This is a genomic window from Rhizobium sp. F40D2 (assembly GCF_051810745.2).
In the GTDB taxonomy this organism is placed as follows: Bacteria; Pseudomonadota; Alphaproteobacteria; order Rhizobiales; family Rhizobiaceae; genus Rhizobium.
Genome location: NZ_CM131436.1, coordinates 1,263,747 through 1,284,013, shown reverse-complemented (window position 1 = coordinate 1,284,013; position 20,267 = coordinate 1,263,747). Strand labels below are relative to the sequence as shown.

Below are 20,267 nucleotides of genomic sequence, written 5' to 3'. Positions count from 1 at the left end.
ATCTCGAAGGAGCAAAAAATGTCCGATCATGATACCGTTCTTCTCGTCATCGACGCCCAGGAATCCTTCAGGCATCGCGATTATTGGGATGATGAGCTCGCCTCCGCTTATATCGATCGCCAGCAGGCTTTGATCGACGGTGCAGAAGCCCGCGGCATAACCGTCATACAGATCTTTCATGTCGATGGAAGCGGGCCGTTCTCGGAAAGCTCCGGCTTCGTCAGAACGCTCGCCCCACTCCGGATCGCCCCGAAGGCGACCTTCAGGAAGAGCCGCCACAGCGCTCTCGTCGGTTCGGGACTTGACGTGTGGCTGACCGAGAATGGCGTCCGCCGTCTCCTCGTCTCCGGCATCCGCACCGAACAGTGCTGCGAGACCACGACGCGTCACGCCTCGGATCTCGGCTATCAAGTCGACTATGTCGGCGAAGCGACCCTGACATTCCCGATGACCGACGCCACCGGACGCAGCTGGAGCGCAAGGGAAATCCGGGACCGGACCGAACTTGTCCTCTCCGGTCGTTTCGCGCGGATCGCGACCGTCGAACAGGCGCTGGCAGGCCGTGGGGAGCTGCTCGCCGCATGACCGACCCTACGCAGTCCCTCGATATCCCGGTTTTCGTCGTCGTGCCGCCGCGCGTTCTGCTGCTCGACGTGGCCGGCCCGATCGAGGTGCTGCGCAAGGCGAACCTCGAACAGAGCAGCGTGCGCTTTACCGTCACCTATATCGGTCCGTCGGCGACGGTCGGCAGCTCAATCGCTCTTGCCGTGACCGGCGTCGCTCCATTGCCGGAGCGATTGCCGGATGGCGCGCTCGTCGTCATTGCCGGCAGCGCCGACGCCCCGATGGAAAACGGCCTCGAGCATGGCGAACGGGAATGCGTCGATGAGGCTGCCATCGTCGCATGGCTGAGACGCGCCATTCGTCCGGGAATTCGCTTGGCCTCGATCTGTTCGGGCGCATTGCTCGCCGCCGAGGCGGGGATGCTCGACGATTGCGACTGCACCACCCATCACGGCTGCATGGAAGATCTGATCAGGCTCGCGCCCACGGCGCGCGTCCGGGAAAACCGCCTTTATGTCGAGGATGGAGAGCGCCTGACGAGCGCCGGCATCACCGCCGGCATCGACCTCATGTTGCATATCGTCGCCGAAGCGGCGGGCCACGCATGCGCTGTCGCGGTGGCGCGATATCTCGTCGTCTACCTCAGGCGCGGCGGCTCCGACCCGCAGCTTTCGCCCTGGCTTGAAGGCCGAAACCATATCCATCCGGTCATTCATCGTGCGCAGGACGCAGTGGTGGCCGATCCGGCTCAGGACTGGTCGGTCGCCGCACTCGCCCGCCTCAGCGGCGCCAGCCCGCGCAACCTCTCGCGGCTGTTCAACGAACAGACGGGCATGAGCGTCACGGATTTCGTCAATCGTATGCGCGTGGCTCTTGCCGGCGAGATGCTCGCCGGTTCGCGGCTGGATATGGAGGCGGTCGCAATGCGCGCCGGCTTCGGCTCTGCGCGGCAGTTGCGCCGCGCCTGGAACCGCTTGCATGAAAGCCCGCCGAGCACGGCACGCTCGAGGCTGCAGATGGGGGCTTAGGTATGTGCCGCTGAAGCTGCTTCCGGCGAACCATCGCGAACCTCTCCCCACCGGCGTCTCCCGGCTCAAGGTTGCCCCTGTCACGGGGTTTTGCTATTTCCCGCTCCAAGGATCAGGGCGAGGAGCGCCCTTTTGCCGGAGAAGCTATGCTGGACGACGTCTTTCCCGTTCCGACTAGGGCCTTGATCCGTCAGGGTGGGCGAGCTTGCTTTTATCGTCTCGTCAATACGAGCCCCATTTTGTTCCAGGTACAATCGGGAACGAAGATCGTCATGGCGGATGACATGCCTTTGCGTATCGAGGCCGGCGCATACGGCTTGCTGCCCGACTATCAGCCATTGACGATGGAGAACATTCCGAAGGCCCCGCGAAACTATCAGACCGTAGCACTTCCCGTTGCGAGACAGTTGTTCGAGGATACCTATGTCAGTATGGGGCCGATCGCCGTTCCCTCGCGGCCGCTTCCGGCAAGCGCCTCGAGCCTGCCGGAAGAAGCCGCCGTATTGTTTGACTATTGCTGTCAGCCCGGCAACCTGGCGAGGCTTCCCGGCGCCATTGCCAAGGCCAGGCTGATGGAACTCGTCACCTGGTTTGCGCTCTGCGGCGCGGTGCTGGGTGAGAGCCAGAGTCCTCGGCTTGAGAATCGGCTGCGGCAGATGATCGAAAGCGATCCGGCCTTTGATTGGACATTGGCGCATGCGGCGCGTTCGTTCAACATGAGCGAAGCGACACTGAGGCGCAGGCTGGCCGCGGAGAATACCGGCTTCAGCGAGATCCTGAGCGATACGAGAATGAACCGGGCGCTGGGGCTCATTCATACGACGACGCTGCCGATGGCGCAGGTCGCGCTTGAGGTCGGCTACGATTCACCCTCTCAATTTTCGGCGCGGTTCAAAGAGCGGTTCGGCGTCAGCCCGCGCCACGTGCGCAGTGGTTCCGAGCATTTTGAACGGATCGGGGCAGAAGTTGAGCGTAGCGGGGCAGATGCACTGCCTCGCTGACGGTAGTTTTCCGGCGTCATCAACCGCAGGAAAACAGCATGCGTCTCATAACAGCAGTCCTTCTCGTCGCGTCCGTCTTTGGCGCCACGGCCGCCCAGGCCGAAATGAAACTCACCTCGAAAGATCTGGCTTCAGGCAAGTCCATGGCCGATGCGCAGGTCTTCAACAGCTTCGGCTGCGCCGGCGGCAATATCTCGCCGGAACTGGTCTGGACGGGTGCACCCGAGGGAACCAAGAGCTTCGCCGTGATGGCTTACGATCCGGATGCTCCGACCGGCTCGGGCTGGTGGCACTGGTCTGTCTTCAACATTCCCGCAAATACCTCGAAAATCGCCACCGGCGCCAGCGGTGAGAAAAAGCTTCCGGCGGGTGCCGTGGAAGGCCATACCGACTTCGCTACGTCGGGCTATGGCGGCGCATGCCCGCCGGCCGGCGATGCACCGCACCACTACGAGTTCACCGTCTACGCGCTCTCGGTCGACAAGCTGCCGCTTCCCGATACCGCGCCGGGGGCCATGGTCGGCTTCTATGTCAGGGCAAATGCGCTCGCCAAGGCCTCCATCGAGGTCACCTACGGCCGCTGAAGCCGACTGACCTCCGGGCGACGGGCTCAGGCCGGCCGATAGATCTGTGCCACCGCGCCGCCCGGAAAGGTCCTCGAGTTCATCAGCTTGAGAGGCTTTGGCACGGTGAGTTCGGAGAATAATGGCAAGCCTTTGCCGAGCGCCACGGGGATCACAAGCAGGGCGAACTGATCGACCAGTCCCTGGGTGATCAGACTGCGGGCAAAGCTCACGCCGCCATGGGCAATGATCGGTTTGCCCTCCTCAGCTTTCAGCGTCGCGATTTCCTCCGCAAGGTCTCCGCCCGCCACATAGGCCTTCGCCCAGCTTTCCGCGCCGGGCTGCAGCCCTGGAGACTGTCCGGTCCCCCGCCTTGGCGCTGATGTCATCGAGCGCCGCCGCCACCTTGCCGAGGATCGCCGGCCCCTGTCGTGAGAAGACGGCCTTGGGGATCCGGTTCATCGGCGGCGCGAAGGCCAGGGTGGAGCGTAACGGATAATGAAAAGGACTTTGCCGGACTCAACTCCGCCCCAAAATTATACCGTCGTTTGGATCGAGCGCCACGCTCCAGGCCTTCCTTGATCGCTAAGCGCAGCATGCGACTATAATCGAATTCCAAGGCAACCGAGCGCTGGATCGCCGAGGAGCGACCGACCGAGACGACTACAGCGATCTTGGTGTTTCTCCGGGAACCTTGAATCATCCTCGGGCCGCTCATCATGCGGTCGCGTTCATGAGATGGTCCGATACGGTCGAGATGAACGCACGAAGACGCTGAAGACGCCTTAGGTCCCGGTGATATCCCATCCAGATGTCTCGCGCCGGCGGCGGCATCGGCAGTTCCAGTCTGCGGATACCAGCGATCTGATCGCCGACCACGCGGGGCAGGACGGCGATACCGACGCCTTGCCTACACATGCGCCCCTGGACGTTGCGGTTGTTCGATCGCAGGACCGGTCTCGCGTTGGGGAAACTCTCGATGAGCCAAGCGATATCTGGGAACTGCCCGGTCGACGTATCGTGGGTGATCAGCCGAAAGCCAGTCCCGTCGCCATATTTGGGATCAGGCGACTCCTCGGCGATGTAGACGCCGTATTCGAGCCTGAAGAGCCGCCGCTGAACGACATCGGCGGTGTCGAACGGAACGATACGAAAAGCGACGTCGGCCTCTCGCTGGGCAAGGCTGAACAGGCGTGTGCCGGTTAGGATCTCCACGTCGACATTGGGGTAGGCGTTGGAGAACTCCGCCAGGATAGGAGGCAGGACATAGGCTCCAAACCAGTCCGCTGAGGAAATGCGCAGACTTCCTTTGAGATTCTGCTCCTGCCCCGCAAGCCGGCGCTCCATGGCCAGCGCGCCTTCTTCCATTTGCTCGGCCAGCGCGATGATCCCGTGGCCCTCTTCAGTCAGAACAAGACCGTCCGCTGTCCGCTGGAAGAGCGTGTGACCGATCGCCTGCTCAAGTGCGCGAAGGCGCCTGCCGACGGTCGGGTGGCTTGTCTGAAGAGAACGCGCGGCGCCGCCGAGCGTGCCGGATCTCGCAATGGCAAGAAAGATTCTGACGTCACTCCATTCCATCGCGACCACCCACACAAAACTGAACGTCGAGAGTACAGATATGTCAGTTAAAGAACAAATATAAACACCTACATTCCTCTCATCGGTCGATCGGACCGTCTCTCTTGTATCACCTCATGTCATTCGGAAGGATCGGCAAATGTCTCTCAAGTCTCTCTATCTTGGTGCTGCGGCTCTTGCAGTGGTGTTCGGCGCGCCCTCCGCTTTCGCGCAGCCGGCCCAAAATGTGATTCTGGTCCATGGGGCGTTGGTTGATGGCAGCGGCTGGAGGGGCGTTTATGAGCGCCTGGTCGCCAAGGGCTTGAAAGTCACGGTCGTTCAGGAACCGAACACTTCGCTGGCGGATGACGTTCAGGCGGTTCGCCGCGCTATCGAACAGCAAAATGGGCCGGTCGTCCTCGTCGGCCACAGCTATGGTGGTCAGATCATCACCGAAGCCGGCGTCGACCCGAAGGTTTCGGCACTTGTCTATGTCGCGGCAATCGTCACGGATGTCGGCGAGGGCGTAGGCGATCTGTTTGAGAAGTGGCCGAGTCCGACCGCGGACGCGTTCAAGCCCACCTCTGATGGCTTCCTGCTGTTTGATCCCGCGAAGTTCCGGGCGGGATTCGCCGCTGACCTGTCCAAGGCCGAGACGGATTTCATGGCTAACTCGCAGGTGCCGGTTTCCGCGAAGATCCTCGGAACCAAGACGCAGCACGCGGCCTGGAAGACCAAGCCGAGCTACGGCATCGTGGCCGGGCTGGACATGGCTGTCGACGCCGAGGCGGAGCGGTCTATGTACAAACGGGCAAGTGCGAAGGTCACCGAGGTGCCCGGTGCCAGCCATGCGGTTTATATCTCGCATCCGCGCGAGGTCGCCGATGTCGTCGCCGAAGCGGCGAGCAGATGAAGCCGATGCCATGATGTTCAGGCCGGGGCTGCAGAAGTCTCGTGACCCATGCGCCGAAGCCCCCTGTGGCTTCGGCATTGCGACCGGCCAACTCATCGGCGCGGGTCTCGGTTAGACGATCGCCCGGCGGCCGGGGGCCGACCCTGCGCCAGCTCTCATCCGAACAACAGGAGATAGAACATGCAGATCGGATTTATCGGTCTCGGCAGTATGGGCTCGGCAATGGCCTTGAACCTGGTGAAGGCAGGCCATGATGTTCGGGCTTGGAACCGTAGCAAGGTCGCCCAGGATAGCGTCCCCGGGGTGACGCTTGTCGAACTCGCGGCGGATACATTCGAGACTGACGCAGTCTTCACGATGCTATCCGACGACGCTGCCATTCGCGAGGTGATCCTCGATGCCGGCCTGCTGGCAAGCGCGCAACCAGGGCTGACCCATGTCGTCACATCGACGATCTCGGTCGCTTTCGCGCGGGAACTGGCGCTGCTGCACGAGGAGGCGGGCCTTGGCTATGTGTCCGCACCGGTCCTCGGGCGACCCAACGTAGCGGCGAGTGGCCAGCTTAACATCCTGGCCGCCGGGAAGGCCGATGCAAATGCCGCGATCGAGCTGCTGCTCGCTCCGCTCAGCAAAAAGGTCTGGAAGTTGGGGGAGAACCCCGCTAGGGCGAATGCGGCGAAGCTCGCCTGCAACATGATGATCGCCATGGCTATCGAGGCGATGGCTGAGGGTGTCGTGCTGACCGAGAGCGTCGGCCTCGACCGTGCAGATTTCTTTGAACTCATCCTGGGCACCCTGTTTTCGGGCCGCGCCTATGAGAGCTACAGCGCGCAGATCACGGAACGATCCTTCGAGCCCGGTTTCAAGAGCAAGCTCGCCCTCAAGGACATGCGCCTGGCGACTGAGGCCAGCAACGAGATCGGACGCATGCTCCCGATGCTCGAAGTTGTCCGCGAGGGGCTCAGCAAAGCCGTCTCGGCGGGCCTCGGCGAGAAGGACTGGTCGATCATGGCCGATATGACGGTTCGTGGCCGCAACAGCTTGGCGTCGTCTGAAAACAACTCGGAGAGAAAGTAATGAAAACTTGGCTCATCACAGGCTGCTCAAGCGGCTTCGGCCAGCGGCTCGCGCTCGCTGCGGCGCAGCGCGGCGATCGGGTGATCGCAACGGCCCGCAATGTCAAAGCGATCGAGGAAATGGCTGAGCCTTTCGGCGGCCGCATGATCACTTTGCCACTCGACGTGACCGATACGGCGGCAGCTCAGACAGCGGTCGCAAAGGCGGTCGAGACCTTTGGTGGGTTTGACGTACTCGTGAACAACGCCGGCTACGGACTGTTCGGCGCGATCGAGGAAGGCACGCCCGAGGAATATCGGCCGATGTTCGAGGTGAACGTCTTCGGTCTGGTTGAAACCACCAGAGCCGCCCTGCCTGTCCTGCGACGTTCGGGCGGAACGATCGTCAATATGTCGTCCGGCGCGGGCATCGCGGGCCGCGGCGGAGGAGGTTATTACAACGCCGCCAAATTCGCCGTGGAAGGGATTTCCGAAGCGCTCGCCGGCGAGCTGGAGCCGTTCGGCATTCGCGTGCTGATCGTCGAGCCTGGGCCGTTTCGCACCGATTTCCTCGGCCGTTCGATCACGATGGCGGCCGACGAGATGCCGGAATACGCCGCGAGCTCGCGCAAGCACTATCGCGAAACCAACAACGGCAGTCAGGCGGGTGATCCCGACAAGGCGATCGCGGTGATCCTGCAAGCAGTCGATGCCGATGATGCGCCCCTTCATCTGCCGCTCGGCCCGATCGCGCACGCGATCGCCGAGCGAAAGCTGGCTGCCTTCCGCAGCGATATCGACGCCTGGCGCGACATCACCATCGCCACCGATTTCAACCAGCCCTGAGCGCTGGCCGCGAACTCTGTTTGAACGTCAACATCCGACTGGAAAGTGATCATGATCGCAACTTTGAAGGGGTTTACCCAACAGCTGGTGCCGGTGAATGGCATCAAGATCAACGCCATCACCGGGGGCTCCGGTCCGCCGATCCTTCTGCTTCACGGGTGGCCAGAAACATGGTGGGAATGGCACCATGTGATGCCGCTGCTCGCCGAGCATTTCAGTGTTGTGGCCATGGATCTGCGCGGCGCGGGTTTTTCCGACTGCCCGCTTGACGGCTATGACAAGGCGACGATGGCGCGCGACGCGCACGAGGTCATGGTTGCACTTGGGCATGAACGCTACGCCGTGTGCGGCCATGACATTGGCGGAATGGTGTCGTTGCAGCAGGCCGCCAGCTATCGCGAGGCTGTTACCCACCTGGCCGTCCTTGATGTTCCGCTTCCCGGCTGGACGCAATGGGAGACGACGACTGCAAGGATTTGGCACTTCAGCTTCCATATGAACCGGGATCTACCGGAGCGCCTGATCCATGGCCGTGAATACGACTATATTTCGGCCTTCATGGCTGAGCGGTTCTACGATCACAGCACCTTCGACCCGGCGGACATCGAGATCTACGCAAAAGCAATGGCTCTTCCTGGCCGCACGCGCGGCGGCATGGAATGGTATCGTACCCTCGCCGCCGACCATGCGGCCGCGCTCGAGTACAAGAAGCAACCGCTCGAGATACCGGTGTTAGGTCTCGGCGGAGAGCATCGCTTCGGTGCGCATATGGTCCCGATGCTCAAGGAGTTCGCCAGCAATGTGACGGGCGGCTCGATTGCGCGGTGCAGCCACTATGTCGCTGACGAGCGGCCGGACGAGGTAGCGGCAGCTCTGATCGATTTCCTAAAGGCCAATTAATATTCTGCACCGCCCCGGGGCGGTCGGATTACGACATTGCAGGCGAGTTGCGCCCGCACCTATCGCGTTCGATCGATCAAATAAGAAAGGAAAACTGTCATGACCGCACCTGTCATTCGCGGCGTCAATCATATCGGCATCACGGTGCCCGACATCGAAGCAGCAAAATCGTTCCTGGTGGAAGCTTTCGGCGGCCAGGTGATCTACCAGTCCTTCGGACCGCAGGATCCGCCGCGGCAGGGACCCGAATTCGAGCGGGCCACTGGAGCTTTCCCCGAAACGGTCGTGCGTGCGCAGGCGATGGTCAAAATCGGAACCGGACCTGACATCGAGCTCTTTGAAATGCACGGCCCCGAACAAGCACAGCCGGTCCGAGCGAGCGACTTCGGCATTACGCACTTCGGTGTCTACACCGACGACATCGACGCATCAGTAGAGCGCTTCGAAAAGGCTGGAGGCACGTCTCTTACCGCGCCGCGCGCTATTCCCTATGCTACCGAGAAAGGTCCTGGAAACAAGGTGTGCTACTGCCGCATGCCGTGGGGCACGACGATTGAGTTTATCATCACGCCCGACCGCATGGCCTACCATGAACAGACGGATCTGCGCAGGTGGCAGGACGACGACTAAGTAGGGCGCGAAGAAGGGAGCCGCATCAGAAAGTCGCGGCGATGCTGACGTTGTCGGACGGTTCGACGAGTGCGCAGCCGCGACGACTGCCGTGACGGATCGACCGCGCCGGCGGTCCGCCCATCCGAGTGAGCTTGACCTTCGTCAGCGCGCGTCTCATGCCGCTATGCGCTGCGAGCGGCGAAGTTCGTACGACTTCAGGTGCGCGTGAACTGTCGAGAGTATCGGGACGGACAGCGAGAACAATAACGCCCGCCGCATCATGTCGCCAATTATCTGATCAGCTTCTATCGGTGCGCACAATGCCGTTGGAAGTCCGAACACTGAATGATCTTGGCGTTGAAGAAAGTGATGCACTCCCAATTGTTAGCTTCTTGGATCAACTCGACCAGCGATTAATCAATGTAGCCGCTTGATACAACTAACTATGAATCCCTCTACTCCCACTCGATTGTTCCGGGCGGCTTCGAGGTGACGTCGTAGACCACCCGGTTGATGCCGCGCACCTCGTTGATGATGCGGGTGGCGGCGCGGCCGAGGAATTCCATGTCGTAGTGGTAGAAATCCGCGGTCATGCCGTCGACGGAGGTGACGGCGCGCAGTGCGCAGACGAATTCGTAGGTGCGTCCGTCGCCCATGACGCCGACGGTCTGGACGGGGAGCAGCACGGCAAAGGCCTGCCAGATGGCATCGTAGAGGCCGGCCTTGCGGATTTCGTCGAGATAAATCGCGTCGGCTTCGCGCAGGATTTCCAGCTTTTCGCGGCTGATGCCGCCGGGACAGCGGATCGCAAGGCCGGGGCCCGGGAAGGGGTGGCGGCCGATGAAGCTGTCGGGCAGGCCGAGTTCGCGGCCGAGTGCGCGCACCTCGTCCTTGAAGAGTTCGCGCAGCGGCTCGACGAGCTGCATCTTCATGCGCTCCGGCAGGCCGCCGACATTATGATGCGACTTGATCGTCACCGACGGGCCGCCGGTGAAGGAAACACTCTCGATCACGTCGGGATAGAGCGTGCCCTGGCCGAGGAAATCGGCGCCGCCGAGTTTCTTGGCCTCTTCCTCGAAGGTCTCGATGAAGAGCCGGCCGATGATCTTGCGCTTGGTTTCCGGGTCGCTGACGCCTTCGAGTTCGCCGATGAAACGGTCGGAAGCATCGACATGCAAGAGATGCAGATTGTAGTGCTCGCGGAACATGGCGACGACGTTGGCCGCCTCGTCCTTGCGCATCAGGCCGTGGTCGACGAGGATGCAGGTCAGCTGATCGCCGACCGCCTCGTGGATCAGCAGTGCGGCGACCGAACTGTCGACCCCGCCCGAAAGCGCACAGATGACGCGCTTGTCGCCCACCTGCTTGCGGATCTCGTCGACCGCCTTCTGGCGATAGGCCGACATCGACCAGTCGCCCTTGATGCCGGCAATGTTGTGAATGAAGTTGCCGATCAGCTTGGCGCCGTCGGGCGTGTGCACGACCTCGGGGTGGAACTGCACGCCGTAATATTTGCGCTTCTCGTCGGCGATAAAGGCGTAGGGCGCGTTGGAGGAGGTGGCGACCACCTCGAAACCGTCAGGCAGCGCGGTGACGCGGTCGCCATGGCTCATCCACACCTGATGGCGCGAGCCGGAGGACCAGAGGCCCTCGAACAGCTGGCAGTCCTTGTCGACCTCCAGGAAGGCGCGGCCGAATTCGCGGTGATGGCCGCTTTCGACCTTGCCGCCGAGCTGCATGCACATCGTCTGCTGGCCATAGCAGATGCCGAAGACCGGCAGGCCGCTGTCGAAGATGATCTGCGGCGCTCGCGGCGATCCCTCGTCGACCGTGGAGGCCGGGCTACCGGACAGGATCACGGCTTTCGGCTGAAGGCGCTTGAAGCCCTCTTCGGCCGATTGGAAGGGAACGATCTCGCAATAGACGCCGGCCTCGCGCACGCGTCGTGCGATGAGCTGGGTCACCTGGCTGCCGAAATCGACGATGAGAACGGAGTCGGGATGTGCTGTCTGGGTCATGGCGAGGCTTTAATGAAAAGCGCTTCGCCTTGCAATCCGGGAAATCGGCGGCGTCGGGTTTTTATTGTTCCGATTGTCCCCGCGTCCGAAAAGCGAAGCGGCGCTTTCGAGTGGTCAGAACCAGAAAACCCCGTCCTCCAGCGCCGTGAACAGGCTGTCGACCCCGTAGGAGAGCTTGCGGTCGACGATGTGCAGATATTCGGTCCAGCCGGAAATATGCTGCAGCTCGACGGCGCCATCGGAAATACCGCGCAAGCCGATCAGCGGTAGCTTGTAGCCCTGGCAGGCGCGCAGCACCGCGAAGGTTTCCATGTCGACCATATCGGCGTCGATGACGCTATAGGCCGCACCCGAAATGACGTTGCCGCCGGTGGAAAGGCTTGCTTCGGGAATGCCGGGAATGCGCAGCGGCAGTTCAAGCGTCGCGGGCAGGTCGAGAAAGGGCGTCCGGCCCTTTTCGAAGCCGAGCGGCGAGGCGTCCATGTCGCGGTAGGAAACCGAGCTTACCTGATAGATTTCGGTCTGTTCCAGTTTCGCCGAGCCGGCCGAGCCGAGCGAAACCACCAGATCCGGCAGGTCGTCGGCGGCATCCAGCCGCGCCAGCGTCTTGGTCAGCGCGACCGCCGCCTCGACCGGGCCGACGCCGGTCATCAAGGGTTCGATGCGCGAGCGCAGGAAGGGGCCGTATTCGGCCTCCGCCGCCATGACGAACAGCATGGATTTACCCGCGACCGACTTCAACTCGAACTTCATCCCGTAATTCCTTCTCTACCGCGGATCACCATCATCGTCCCGGTCATGGAGGCGATGAGTTTCGCCGGTCCGTCGCTGATCGCGTAGCCTCGCCCGTCGGCAACGATGATGGTGGAGCCGGGTTTGGTGATTTCCCCGCGAAACAGGAAACGTTCGCCACGCCCCGGCGACATGAGATTGACCTTGAACTCGATCGTCAGAATCGAGGCTTCGGGGTCGATGACGCTGTAGGCGGCAAAGCCGCAGGCCGAATCGAGCGCTGCGGAAATGATGCCTGCGTGCAGGATGCCGTGCTGCTGCGTCAGTTTGACGTCGAAGGGAAGCTCGATCTCGACGACGCCGTGCTCGACGCGCGTCAGCTCTGCGCCGATCGTCTCCATCGCCGCCTGGCGCGCAAAATTGCGGCGGATTCGCGCGCGGAAATCGCCCCTGTCAGTCTCGCTCATGTCTGCCCCTCTTGCAGCCGGGAAAGTGGCATGGCGGGCTGGATTCGACAAGCTGCACATTGCTGAAATCGGCCTCGGCGCCGATGGAAAGCTGCGGCCGTGTCGCCGGGGCAACCTTTCGCCTTTCAGTCGCCAGGCAAGCCGGTGCGAAGACGATTGCAGCATCGCGCCCAGCGTCTATTCTCCGCGTCATGTCACGATGGGTGGAGGGCCGACGCATGACGACGATATCGCAATCGGTCCGGAATTTCGAGACCTGGCTGGCCGCCGAACTCGGAGCCGATCTTGTCGCGGACGATCTCCGCCAGAAGCACGAGAAGATGCGAAGCGGCGGCTTCGTCTTCCTGCGCGCCACCTATTGGCGCTGGTGCGAGACCATCCTGGAAATCTGCCCGGAACTTGGCGCCGCGCCCGAGGTGCTGGCGATCGGCGATACGCATGTGGAGAATTTCGGCACCTGGCGCGATGCCGAGGGCCGCCTCGTCTGGGGTGTCAATGATTTCGACGATGCGGCGGTAATGCCCTATGCGCTGGATCTCGTTCGCCTTGCGGCAAGCGCCATCCTGGCGCGTAGCGAGGATGGCCCCTCGGTTCGGATGATCGGCGAGTTGATCCTCAGCGGCTATCGCAGAGGCCTTGAAAATCCACTGCCGGTCATTCTCGAGCGGGATCACAAATGGCTGCGCAAGGCACTGATGTTGCCGAATTCCGAACGCCGGGAATTTTGGGAGAAATATGAAATGCCGCTTCCCGGAAGCGAGCCGCCGCCATCCGCTTATGTCAAGGCGCTCGCAGCTGCACTGCCGCCCGGCACAGGATCCTTCGTGGCGAAGCCACGCAGCGGCGGCACCGGCAGCCTCGGCCGGCCGCGTTTCGTCGCCTATGCGGAATGGCAAGGCGGGCCGGTGCTGCGTGAGGCCAAGGCGCTTCTTCCATCCGTCTGGTCGCTTCGCCACAGACCACAGGACGTGGCGATCCATGCGGGAGAGATCGCCAATGGGCGGGCGCGGTGCGTCGATCCGCACTACAAGGTTTCCGGCCGCATCCTCGTGCGCCGGCTCTCGCCGAACAGCTGCAAGATCGAAATCGACCGGCACCCCGAAATCCTGCTCTCGCCGACGATGCTCGAACTGATGGGTTTCGAGATTGCCAATTGCCATTCCAACGATGCGGCTGCGACAGCAGTGATTCTCCGGGATATCAAGGCGCGGGGAAACGAATGGCTGCATGAGGCGGCCAGGGCCGCGGCCTCAAGCGTCAGTGCCGAGCAGAAAGCCTATTCGCGCGCCGGTTAGAACAGGATGATTTTAGGCCCGGTGGCCTAAAATCTGAATCCTGCTCTAAATTAAAGAGTTAGAGCATGATGTCATGAGAAAACCGCTGACACTTTTCGGCATCATGCTCTAGATGCGCACGATGTGCTGATCCCAGGCAACCTCGCTACGGGTCGAAAGGAAATCGCCGTCATAAGAGGAGACGGCAAAGCCGCTTTTTGCCGGCGCAATGCCGGCCGCGTCCGGAATGACCGTTTCGGCCAGCACCTTCCCCGTCCTTGCGTCGAGGGTCACCGAGGCGCCGCCCTTCGGCGAGGTGATGCCGACGATACCCTCGCTGCGATTGACGGCAATCGCTCCGACGTAGTTGGCAAGCCTGCGCGTCGTCTGCTCCGGCAGGTCGATGAAGGAAAGCTCTTCGCCCCTGGCGAAATGGCCGACGAGCGGCGGCAGGTCCTTGCGGTGACCTTCGTACTGGCAGGCAAACCAGATGCGGCCCTTGTCGTCGAGATCGACGTGGCGGGTGGAAAGCTCTGCCCATTGCGCCGGCAGCAGATGTTTTTCGATGAGCGCCCCGGTCGCCGCATCGATCAGCGCCAGCGACGGCTGGATCTCCCCGAGATTGAGCTTGGTGCGGCCGAAATCCGGATGCGTCTCGATACCGCCATTGGCGACGATCAGAAGGCGTCCGTCATCGGAGACCGTCATGTCGTGCGGGCCGATGCCGTAGGTCTCGAATTCGCCGATGCGGGTAAAACGGTTGGTGGCGTCGTAGATGCCGATCATGCCGCGATTGCCGTCGAAGTCGTTCTCGCTGGCATAGAGCAAACGACCGTCGGGAGAAAAGGCGCCGTGGCCGTAGAAATGCCGGTCTTCCCTGGCGCTGATGACGATCGGCTCTATCTTGTGCCAGGGGTCGAAGATCATCGCGTAGGTGCCGGGCCGGCGGGCGAAGGCGACGGTCCTGCCGGAGGCAGTACTGAAGGCCATGCCGTGAGCCCGGGCGGGAAGCTTGACCTGATCGACGATCTCGCCGCGCTCGGTTACGGTCGCAACGGCAAAGGAGCCATCGGCAGCCCGAATGCCCGAGGCATAAACTGCATCCGCCCGCTCCAAGGCCATCAGCGACTTCGGGGCCAAACCAGCGAGGAAGCCAAGTCCGGCCGCCTTGACGAAACCGCGTCGGTCAATAGCAGTTGTTCGCGTCATCGCTTCAGTCCCCGTCTGAAAAGGAAAAGCCGGCCGAAAGGCCGATCGCCGCGCCATATTCGTCGCTGATCCGGGTGATCAGGTCGCGGCTTTCGGCAAGCAGCGTCTCGAGCTTGGCCTTCTCGGCATCGCTGACGGCGGCGTCGATGTCGGGATTGAGTTTTGGCACGCTGTCGAGGAGCGACTTGAAATCCTCGTCGATCGAGGCGGCGATCGCCTGTTTGTCCGGCGGCAGAAGCTCGGCCATGCCGGCTTTCTGCCAGAGCGTGCGCAGGCCGTCGATGTTAGCGGCCATCGATTTCCAGGTATTCTTGGAACGCCAGTAGATTGCCATGCGCGGGCGCGGCGCGGTGTCCTTGCCCTTGTAGAATTGCTCCAGTCGCTGGTCGCGGACATTCTCGGCGCCGTGGACGAGAATGCCGAGCAGCGCGGTTACCGCTTCCTTATTGTCCATGAAATCGTTGCTCTGCGGACCCGGATGTTTCCAGCTCACCTGGACGCCGTCCGGCTTTTCCCAGGCGGCGACGACTTCGCCGGCCTCACGCTGGATATTCCCGGCAACAGCGGCACCGTAGAGGCAGCGGAAGCCGCCCTTGTGCTTGATCAGATCGTCCGAGCCGTTGCCGTAAAGCACGTATTCCAGCGCCGTCAGTCCCTGCAGCGCCACACTCTTGCCGGCGATCGCATCGACCGTCGCATCTTTCGGATCGGCCTTGGCGATCAGCGCCTGCACCTGCTTCAGGCCGACGCCCTTGCGGTCGGGGTAGAACAAAATGTGCTCGAAGAGATTGTCCTGGATGACCGGCCCGGTTTGGACGATTTCGATGATCGACCAGTAGCGGATCGTATCGTCGAAGGCCGACTTCGCCTTATCGAGTGTCTGCTGGGTGCCGCCGTCGCAAAGATCCTTCATCGCCGTCGTCAGCCGGGCGGCCGATTGCTGCATGTTGCGATAGCCGGGGCGGATCACCTCGTCGACGGCGCGCTGCATGACGGCGGGAACGGCATCCTCGTTCATCCCTGCCGGAGGAGCGGTTGTCTGGGCGGCTGCCGATGTGGCGAGGCCGATCAGAGTGAGGCAGAGGAGGGGGTGCCAAAGGCGCATCAAAGTGACTCCAGGAATGTAATCAGGGCCGCCCTGTCGTCTTTCGACAGGGCGGAGAAAGCGTTGCGGGCCTTGTCTGCTTCGCCGCCGTGCCAGAGGATCGCCTCGGTGAGATCCCGCGCACGGCCGTCATGCAGGAAAAAGCTGTGTCCGCTGACAGTCCGGGTCAGTCCTATACCCCATAGCGGTGGCGTACGCCATTCACGTCCGCTTGCAAGACCGACCTGCTGCCCGTCGGCAAGCCCGTCGCCCATATCGTGCAAAAGGAAGTCGGAATAGGGCCAGATCAGCTGGAAGGACTGCGCCTTGTCAGCTGAATCCCGGCGGGTGACGAATTTCGGCACATGGCAGGAAATGCAGCCGGTTTCGTAGAAAATCCGTTTGCCCTTCAGCGTCTCGGGGAAGCTCGCCTTGCGGCGCGCCGGAACGGCAAGATTTTCGGAATAGAAGGTCACGAGGTCGAGAATGGGGCCTGGCGCCTCCTCATCACCCAGCCGTTTCTGCACCCCGGTCGGCATATCAAGGCATTTCTGCTCCGCCTTCGTGCAGTCGCCATGCGCATCCGGGTGGTTGGGTGTCGAGATGCCGATATCATTGGCGAAGGCGTCGGCGTTCTGGTCGCGCACCGTGGCGTTCTGCGCCTTCCAGCCGAAGCGGCCGAGCGCGATCTCACCGCTGCGGTGGTCGCGGACGATCGCCGTCTTGCCGGAAATGCCGTCGCCATTGGCATCGTCAGGGTCGGCATGGGCAAGGATATCGGCCGCGGGAATGGCCTCGATCAGCCCGAGGCCGATCATGGCGGGGGCAACACGCGCCGAGATCGTCGTCGCGGGGTCGAGCGGTCCATAGGCCAGGTTGGTCGCCGCATAATGCGGGCGGCGCAGCGACACGGTTTCGCCGTCGCCAAGCGTCGCCGTCTGCTCGTCATAGCGGATCGTCATCCGGCCTTCGGCGGCAAGGCCGGGAACGGCAAGATCCTGCAGCTGATGGCCATAGATCGGATCGGGGAAATTGAGGATATCCGCGCCCGCGATCGCCTTTTCTTCCTCCGGCGTTGCGGCCGCGCGGGAAAGCCGCAGGAACATCGAAACGGCGCTTGGACCCCCTTCCGGCGGTTTGCCGCGGCCGTCATTGACGTGACAGCTCATGCAGGAACGGGCGTTGAAGAGAGGGCCGAGCCCATCGGAGGCCTGAGTCGAGGAGGGTGAGGAAACCCAGAGCTTGTGGAAAAGCGCATTGCCGAGCTTGAAATTCTGCTCTTCCTCGAAAGGAATATTGGCCGAAATATGCGAGAAACTGTCTTCGGTGACCGGATCGATCGAGGTCGCGCCGCCCGCCTGCATCGCCTCATATTGTTCGGCCTTGGCAAAATCCTTGGTCGGCCGCATCACGTCGGCGACGCGTTTCAGATCGGCTTCGGAAAGGTCGGTGCGTTTCGCCGGCAGATCAAAGCCGGCGGCAAGGGCTAGGGGAAAACCGGCAAGCGTGGCGCAGAGCATTGCGCGGGCGATCAGTCGGCGGGCCGGGGCATGCGACATTTCAGGATTCGGGCCGCCTCGTCATCGAAGCGGCCCGCCTTTTTGCTTATTTGAAGACGGCGTTAGGATTATCCAAGCTGTCGGAACCTTCAAGCTGAACCGTGCCGAGATCTAGCGCGGCAATAACGCGCTGTACCGATTTCGTCTGGTCGATTAGTCCGTCGATGGCGGCCTGGACGACGGCGTTGCCTTCCTTGTTGCCTTCACCGATCATCTGGTCGTACTTCTCGACCGTCTCGCCGCGCTTTGCCATGGCATTCATTGCGTCGAGCGTCTTGTTGAGCTTGCCTTCCACCTCGGCGTCGAGCGCCTTGTCCTTGGCGGCCACCAGATCATGCAGCGACGGGCCGCTGAGCTTGGTGCCGTCAACGCGGGTATAGTTGCCGGTATAGGCGGCGGCGATGCCGATCGCGTCGTTCAGATGCGAGTTGTAGGTATTGTCGGAGAAGCAATCATGCTCTTCCTCGGGATCGTGCAGCAGCAGGCCGAGCTTCATGCGTTCGCCGGCAAGTTCGCCGTAGGAAAGCGATCCCATGCCCGTCAGGATCGCGACGAGGCCGGCCTTCGGGTCGGCTTCGACATTCTTCGTCGCAGCGCCGTCCGCCTTCCAGTTGTCGGTCATTTCCTGCAGATCGGACACCAGCAGGGTGGAGGCGGATTTCAGATATTCGGCGCGGCGGTCGCAATTGCCGTGCGTGCAATTCTTCAGGTCGTAATCGGTTGCCGGGCGGTTGCCGGCGCCGGGTCCCGTGCCGTTCAGGTCCTGGCCCCAGAGCAGGAATTCGATGGCGTGGTAGCCGGTAGCGACATTGGCCTCGATGCCGCCGGCCTCGGCGAGCGTGCCGGAGAGGAATTCCGGAGTCAGCTTGGAGGCGTCGACATCCTTGCCGTCGATCTTGATCGTCTTGTTGGCGATGACATTGGCCACATAGAGGGAGTTTTCGTCGCTCTCGGTGCCGTAGGAGGGATCGACATAGTCGATCAGGCCTTCATCGAGCGGCCATGCGTTGACCTTGCCTTCCCAGTCGTCGACGATCGGATTGCCGAAGCGATAGACTTCCGTCTGCTGATAGGGAACGCGCGCCTTGATCCAGGCGTCCCGGGCGGCCTTCAGCGTCGCGTCATCAGGTGTCTTCAGGAAGGCATCGATCGCGGCATCGAGTGCCTTTGCCGTTGTCAGCGAGTCTTCGTATTTGGCATGCGCCACGCCGGCATAGTGTTTCACCACGGCGGCGGCATCGGTCTCGGCATGCGCGGGAAGGGCGAGCAGGGCTGCGGGGGTGATCGCCAGCACGGCTGCGCGGAATTTATTGAGCTTCATGATCCTCTCCTGTGACGGATCTTCCGTCTAAATCGGGCCCCGTCTCATCGCCCAAAAGTAAACTTGTGTCAAATGCTCTAGTTTGGAATGGTTTTAAGGATGCAGGAGGGCTGCAAACACGCTTGTTTTGCAGAGCATTCGTCCGGAAAATTGGCAGCTGCCGCGGGTCAGCCCTTCCGCTGCATGCGGCAGAAGAAGAAGCCGTCCGTATCGGTGGAAGCCGGCGTCAGCGTCACTGTCAGCCGGTCGGAAGAGTGCGGCCGCGGGGCGTCTTTGCCGAAGAGCGCATCCCAGGCAGGCAGGGCGCTGACGATCTGGAAATCAGGATTGTCAGCCGTGAAACGGCGCACCTGTTCCTCGTTCTCCTGCGGCAGCACCGAGCAGGTGACGTAGACCAGCTCGCCGCCTGGCTTGACGAAGCCGCTTGCCTGCGCCAGCGCGTCCTGCTGCTGGGCGGTGCGTTCGTCGAGGTTCTTCGCCGTCAGCCGCCATTTCGTATCGGGGCGGCGGCGCCACGTGCCGGTGCCGGTGCAGGGCGCGTCGACCAGCACCTTGTCGCAGCGTCCGGCAAGGCCGGTAAGCCCTCTGGCGTCGTCATGCACCTGGACATTGCGCGTGCCCGCCCGCTTCAGCCGCTCGATGATCGGCGCCAGCCGTTTGCGGTCGGCGTCGTACGCGTGAACCTGTCCCTTGTTCTGCATGGCGGCCGCCATGGCGAGCGTCTTGCCGCCACCGCCGGCGCAATAGTCGAGAACCTGGTCGCCCTCATGGGCGAGCACCAGGTCGGCGACGATCTGCGAACCTTCGTCCTGGACTTCGAACCAGCCTTTTTGGAACGAAAGCTCGGCCGTCACGTTGGGAAGACGCGAGGCGCCTTCGCCGGCGGCAATCCGGATGCCGTAGCGGGCGACTTTCGCCGCCTGAGCGCCGGCTCTTTCGAGCGCCTTGACGGCCTTGTCGCGGGAGGACTTCAGGATGTTGGCGCGCAGATCAAGTGTCGGCCGCGCCGCAAGTGCCTGTGCCTCGGCGAGCCAGCCGGCGCCGAAGGCCTGTTCGAAGGAGGATTGGACCCATTCGGGAATATCGCCGCGGATATGCGGCGGCGCATCGTCGAGCGAGCGGCTTTCGAAGGCCGAGAGGGCATCGGCCGAAAGCGGTGCCGGCGCGAATTTGTCGTCCGCCAGTTCGGCGGCGAGACGGTCCGGTGTGAAACCCCATTGGCGGAACATGACGCCATGGGCAATCGCCGCTGCACTATCGTCATCCATCAGCCAGGCATGGGAAAGCCGCATGCGCAGGGCGTCATAGACGATGTTGCCGATGGCGGCGCGGTCGCCGGAACCGGCGAAGCGGTGCGCAAGGCCCCAGTCCTTCAGCGCGTCGGCGACGGGCCGCTTGCGGGCGTCGATATCCGCGAGCACAGAAATCGCCCCTTCGAGGCGGCCGCCCAGACGCATTCACAAATCTCCTAATTGCCATGATGTGCGATCGGTCCGCATGGTCACGCCAGGCGTGGGCGGAGTGTTCACAAATCTCAACCGCGTGGTAACCGCGATTGACGGCA

Annotated in this window: 21 protein-coding genes; 10 read left to right on the top strand and 11 right to left on the bottom strand. The window is 62.3% G+C overall.

Annotated elements, in window-relative coordinates:
• The first annotated feature begins 18 nt into the window (after positions 1–18).
• The 4 genes from ACS4RS_RS06225 to ACS4RS_RS06210 all read left to right on the top strand — a co-directional run bounded on the left by ACS4RS_RS06225 (position 19) and on the right by ACS4RS_RS06210 (position 3,177).
• The gene (locus ACS4RS_RS06225) at positions 19–585 is read left to right on the top strand and encodes an isochorismatase family protein (protein ID WP_003589115.1); all 567 of its coding nucleotides are present in this window, start codon (positions 19–21) and stop codon (positions 583–585) included.
• Positions 582–1,592: a helix-turn-helix domain-containing protein gene (locus ACS4RS_RS06220; RefSeq protein ID WP_439011688.1), complete on the top strand. Its 1,011-nt coding sequence runs from the start codon at positions 582–584 to the stop codon at positions 1,590–1,592. Before ACS4RS_RS06225 ends, ACS4RS_RS06220 begins: the two co-directional genes overlap by 4 nt.
• A 146-nt stretch (positions 1,593–1,738) precedes the next feature.
• Entirely contained in the window at positions 1,739–2,593 is an 855-nt protein-coding gene (locus ACS4RS_RS06215; protein WP_439011689.1) for a helix-turn-helix domain-containing protein, read from the top strand.
• Between the two features lie 38 nt (positions 2,594–2,631).
• Complete coding sequence (locus ACS4RS_RS06210) at positions 2,632–3,177, top strand: YbhB/YbcL family Raf kinase inhibitor-like protein (RefSeq protein WP_439011690.1); 546 nt, start codon at positions 2,632–2,634, stop codon at positions 3,175–3,177.
• A gap of 26 nt (positions 3,178–3,203) precedes the next feature.
• Here the strand turns inward: ACS4RS_RS06210 and ACS4RS_RS06205 are convergent, their stop codons facing one another.
• Entirely contained in the window at positions 3,204–3,545 is a 342-nt protein-coding gene (locus ACS4RS_RS06205) for a dihydrofolate reductase family protein (protein WP_439011691.1), read from the bottom strand.
• A 328-nt stretch (positions 3,546–3,873) separates the two neighbouring features.
• Positions 3,874–4,734, bottom strand: coding sequence for a LysR substrate-binding domain-containing protein (locus ACS4RS_RS06200; protein ID WP_439011692.1), 861 nt, complete (start codon positions 4,732–4,734; stop codon positions 3,874–3,876).
• A 181-nt stretch (positions 4,735–4,915) separates the two neighbouring features.
• Between ACS4RS_RS06200 and ACS4RS_RS06195 the strand changes: the two genes are divergently transcribed.
• From ACS4RS_RS06195 to ACS4RS_RS06175, 5 genes are all read left to right on the top strand, one after another.
• Positions 4,916–5,626 carry an alpha/beta fold hydrolase gene (locus ACS4RS_RS06195; RefSeq protein ID WP_439011693.1) on the top strand — a complete coding sequence of 237 codons (711 nt, stop codon included), beginning with the start codon at positions 4,916–4,918 and terminating at the stop codon, positions 5,624–5,626.
• Positions 5,627–5,806: 180 nt separating this feature from the next.
• Positions 5,807–6,703, top strand: a complete 897-nt coding sequence (locus ACS4RS_RS06190) for an NAD(P)-binding domain-containing protein (RefSeq protein ID WP_439011694.1) — start codon at positions 5,807–5,809, stop codon at positions 6,701–6,703.
• On the top strand, positions 6,703–7,527 hold the full coding sequence (locus ACS4RS_RS06185) for an oxidoreductase (RefSeq protein ID WP_449313915.1): 825 nt from the start codon (positions 6,703–6,705) through the stop codon (positions 7,525–7,527). Before ACS4RS_RS06190 ends, ACS4RS_RS06185 begins: the two co-directional genes overlap by 1 nt.
• Positions 7,528–7,578: 51 nt before the next feature.
• Positions 7,579–8,427, top strand: coding sequence for an alpha/beta fold hydrolase (locus tag ACS4RS_RS06180; protein ID WP_439011695.1), 849 nt, complete (start codon positions 7,579–7,581; stop codon positions 8,425–8,427).
• Between the two features lie 99 nt (positions 8,428–8,526).
• Entirely contained in the window at positions 8,527–9,057 is a 531-nt protein-coding gene (locus ACS4RS_RS06175) for a VOC family protein (RefSeq protein WP_439011696.1), read from the top strand.
• A 25-nt stretch (positions 9,058–9,082) separates the two neighbouring features.
• Here ACS4RS_RS06175 and ACS4RS_RS06170 read toward each other — a convergent pair whose 3' ends face one another.
• The 4 genes from ACS4RS_RS06170 to ACS4RS_RS06155 form a co-directional block, all read right to left on the bottom strand.
• Entirely contained in the window at positions 9,083–9,217 is a 135-nt protein-coding gene (locus ACS4RS_RS06170) for a hypothetical protein (RefSeq protein ID WP_439011697.1), read from the bottom strand.
• A gap of 277 nt (positions 9,218–9,494) precedes the next feature.
• Positions 9,495–11,057: a glutamine-hydrolyzing GMP synthase gene (guaA, locus tag ACS4RS_RS06165; RefSeq protein WP_439011698.1), complete on the bottom strand. Its 1,563-nt coding sequence runs from the start codon at positions 11,055–11,057 to the stop codon at positions 9,495–9,497.
• 114 nt (positions 11,058–11,171) lie between these two features.
• Positions 11,172–11,810: a 5'-methylthioadenosine/S-adenosylhomocysteine nucleosidase gene (locus tag ACS4RS_RS06160; protein WP_439011699.1), complete on the bottom strand. Its 639-nt coding sequence runs from the start codon at positions 11,808–11,810 to the stop codon at positions 11,172–11,174.
• Positions 11,807–12,256 (bottom strand): PaaI family thioesterase, encoded by a 450-nt coding sequence (locus ACS4RS_RS06155; RefSeq protein WP_003570928.1) that lies wholly within the window; start codon positions 12,254–12,256, stop codon positions 11,807–11,809. Before ACS4RS_RS06155 ends, ACS4RS_RS06160 begins: the two co-directional genes overlap by 4 nt.
• Positions 12,257–12,474: 218 nt before the next feature.
• Here ACS4RS_RS06155 and ACS4RS_RS06150 point away from each other — a divergent pair, with 218 nt between their 5' ends.
• On the top strand, positions 12,475–13,551 hold the full coding sequence (locus ACS4RS_RS06150; protein WP_439011700.1) for a DUF2252 family protein: 1,077 nt from the start codon (positions 12,475–12,477) through the stop codon (positions 13,549–13,551).
• A gap of 108 nt (positions 13,552–13,659) precedes the next feature.
• Here ACS4RS_RS06150 and ACS4RS_RS06145 read toward each other — a convergent pair whose 3' ends face one another.
• The 5 genes from ACS4RS_RS06145 to ACS4RS_RS06125 form a co-directional block, all read right to left on the bottom strand.
• Positions 13,660–14,739, bottom strand: a complete 1,080-nt coding sequence (locus ACS4RS_RS06145; protein WP_439011701.1) for a DUF1513 domain-containing protein — start codon at positions 14,737–14,739, stop codon at positions 13,660–13,662.
• A gap of 4 nt (positions 14,740–14,743) precedes the next feature.
• Positions 14,744–15,844 carry an imelysin family protein gene (locus tag ACS4RS_RS06140; protein WP_439011702.1) on the bottom strand — a complete coding sequence of 367 codons (1,101 nt, stop codon included), beginning with the start codon at positions 15,842–15,844 and terminating at the stop codon, positions 14,744–14,746.
• The gene (locus tag ACS4RS_RS06135) at positions 15,844–17,382 is read right to left on the bottom strand and encodes a di-heme oxidoredictase family protein (protein ID WP_439011703.1); all 1,539 of its coding nucleotides are present in this window, start codon (positions 17,380–17,382) and stop codon (positions 15,844–15,846) included. The genes ACS4RS_RS06140 and ACS4RS_RS06135 overlap by 1 nt, the downstream gene beginning before the upstream one ends.
• 46 nt (positions 17,383–17,428) lie before the next feature.
• The gene (locus ACS4RS_RS06130; protein ID WP_439011704.1) at positions 17,429–18,703 is read right to left on the bottom strand and encodes an imelysin family protein; all 1,275 of its coding nucleotides are present in this window, start codon (positions 18,701–18,703) and stop codon (positions 17,429–17,431) included.
• Positions 18,704–18,870: 167 nt separating this feature from the next.
• The gene (locus ACS4RS_RS06125) at positions 18,871–20,160 is read right to left on the bottom strand and encodes an RsmB/NOP family class I SAM-dependent RNA methyltransferase (protein WP_439011705.1); all 1,290 of its coding nucleotides are present in this window, start codon (positions 20,158–20,160) and stop codon (positions 18,871–18,873) included.
• Positions 20,161–20,267 lie beyond the last annotated feature (107 nt).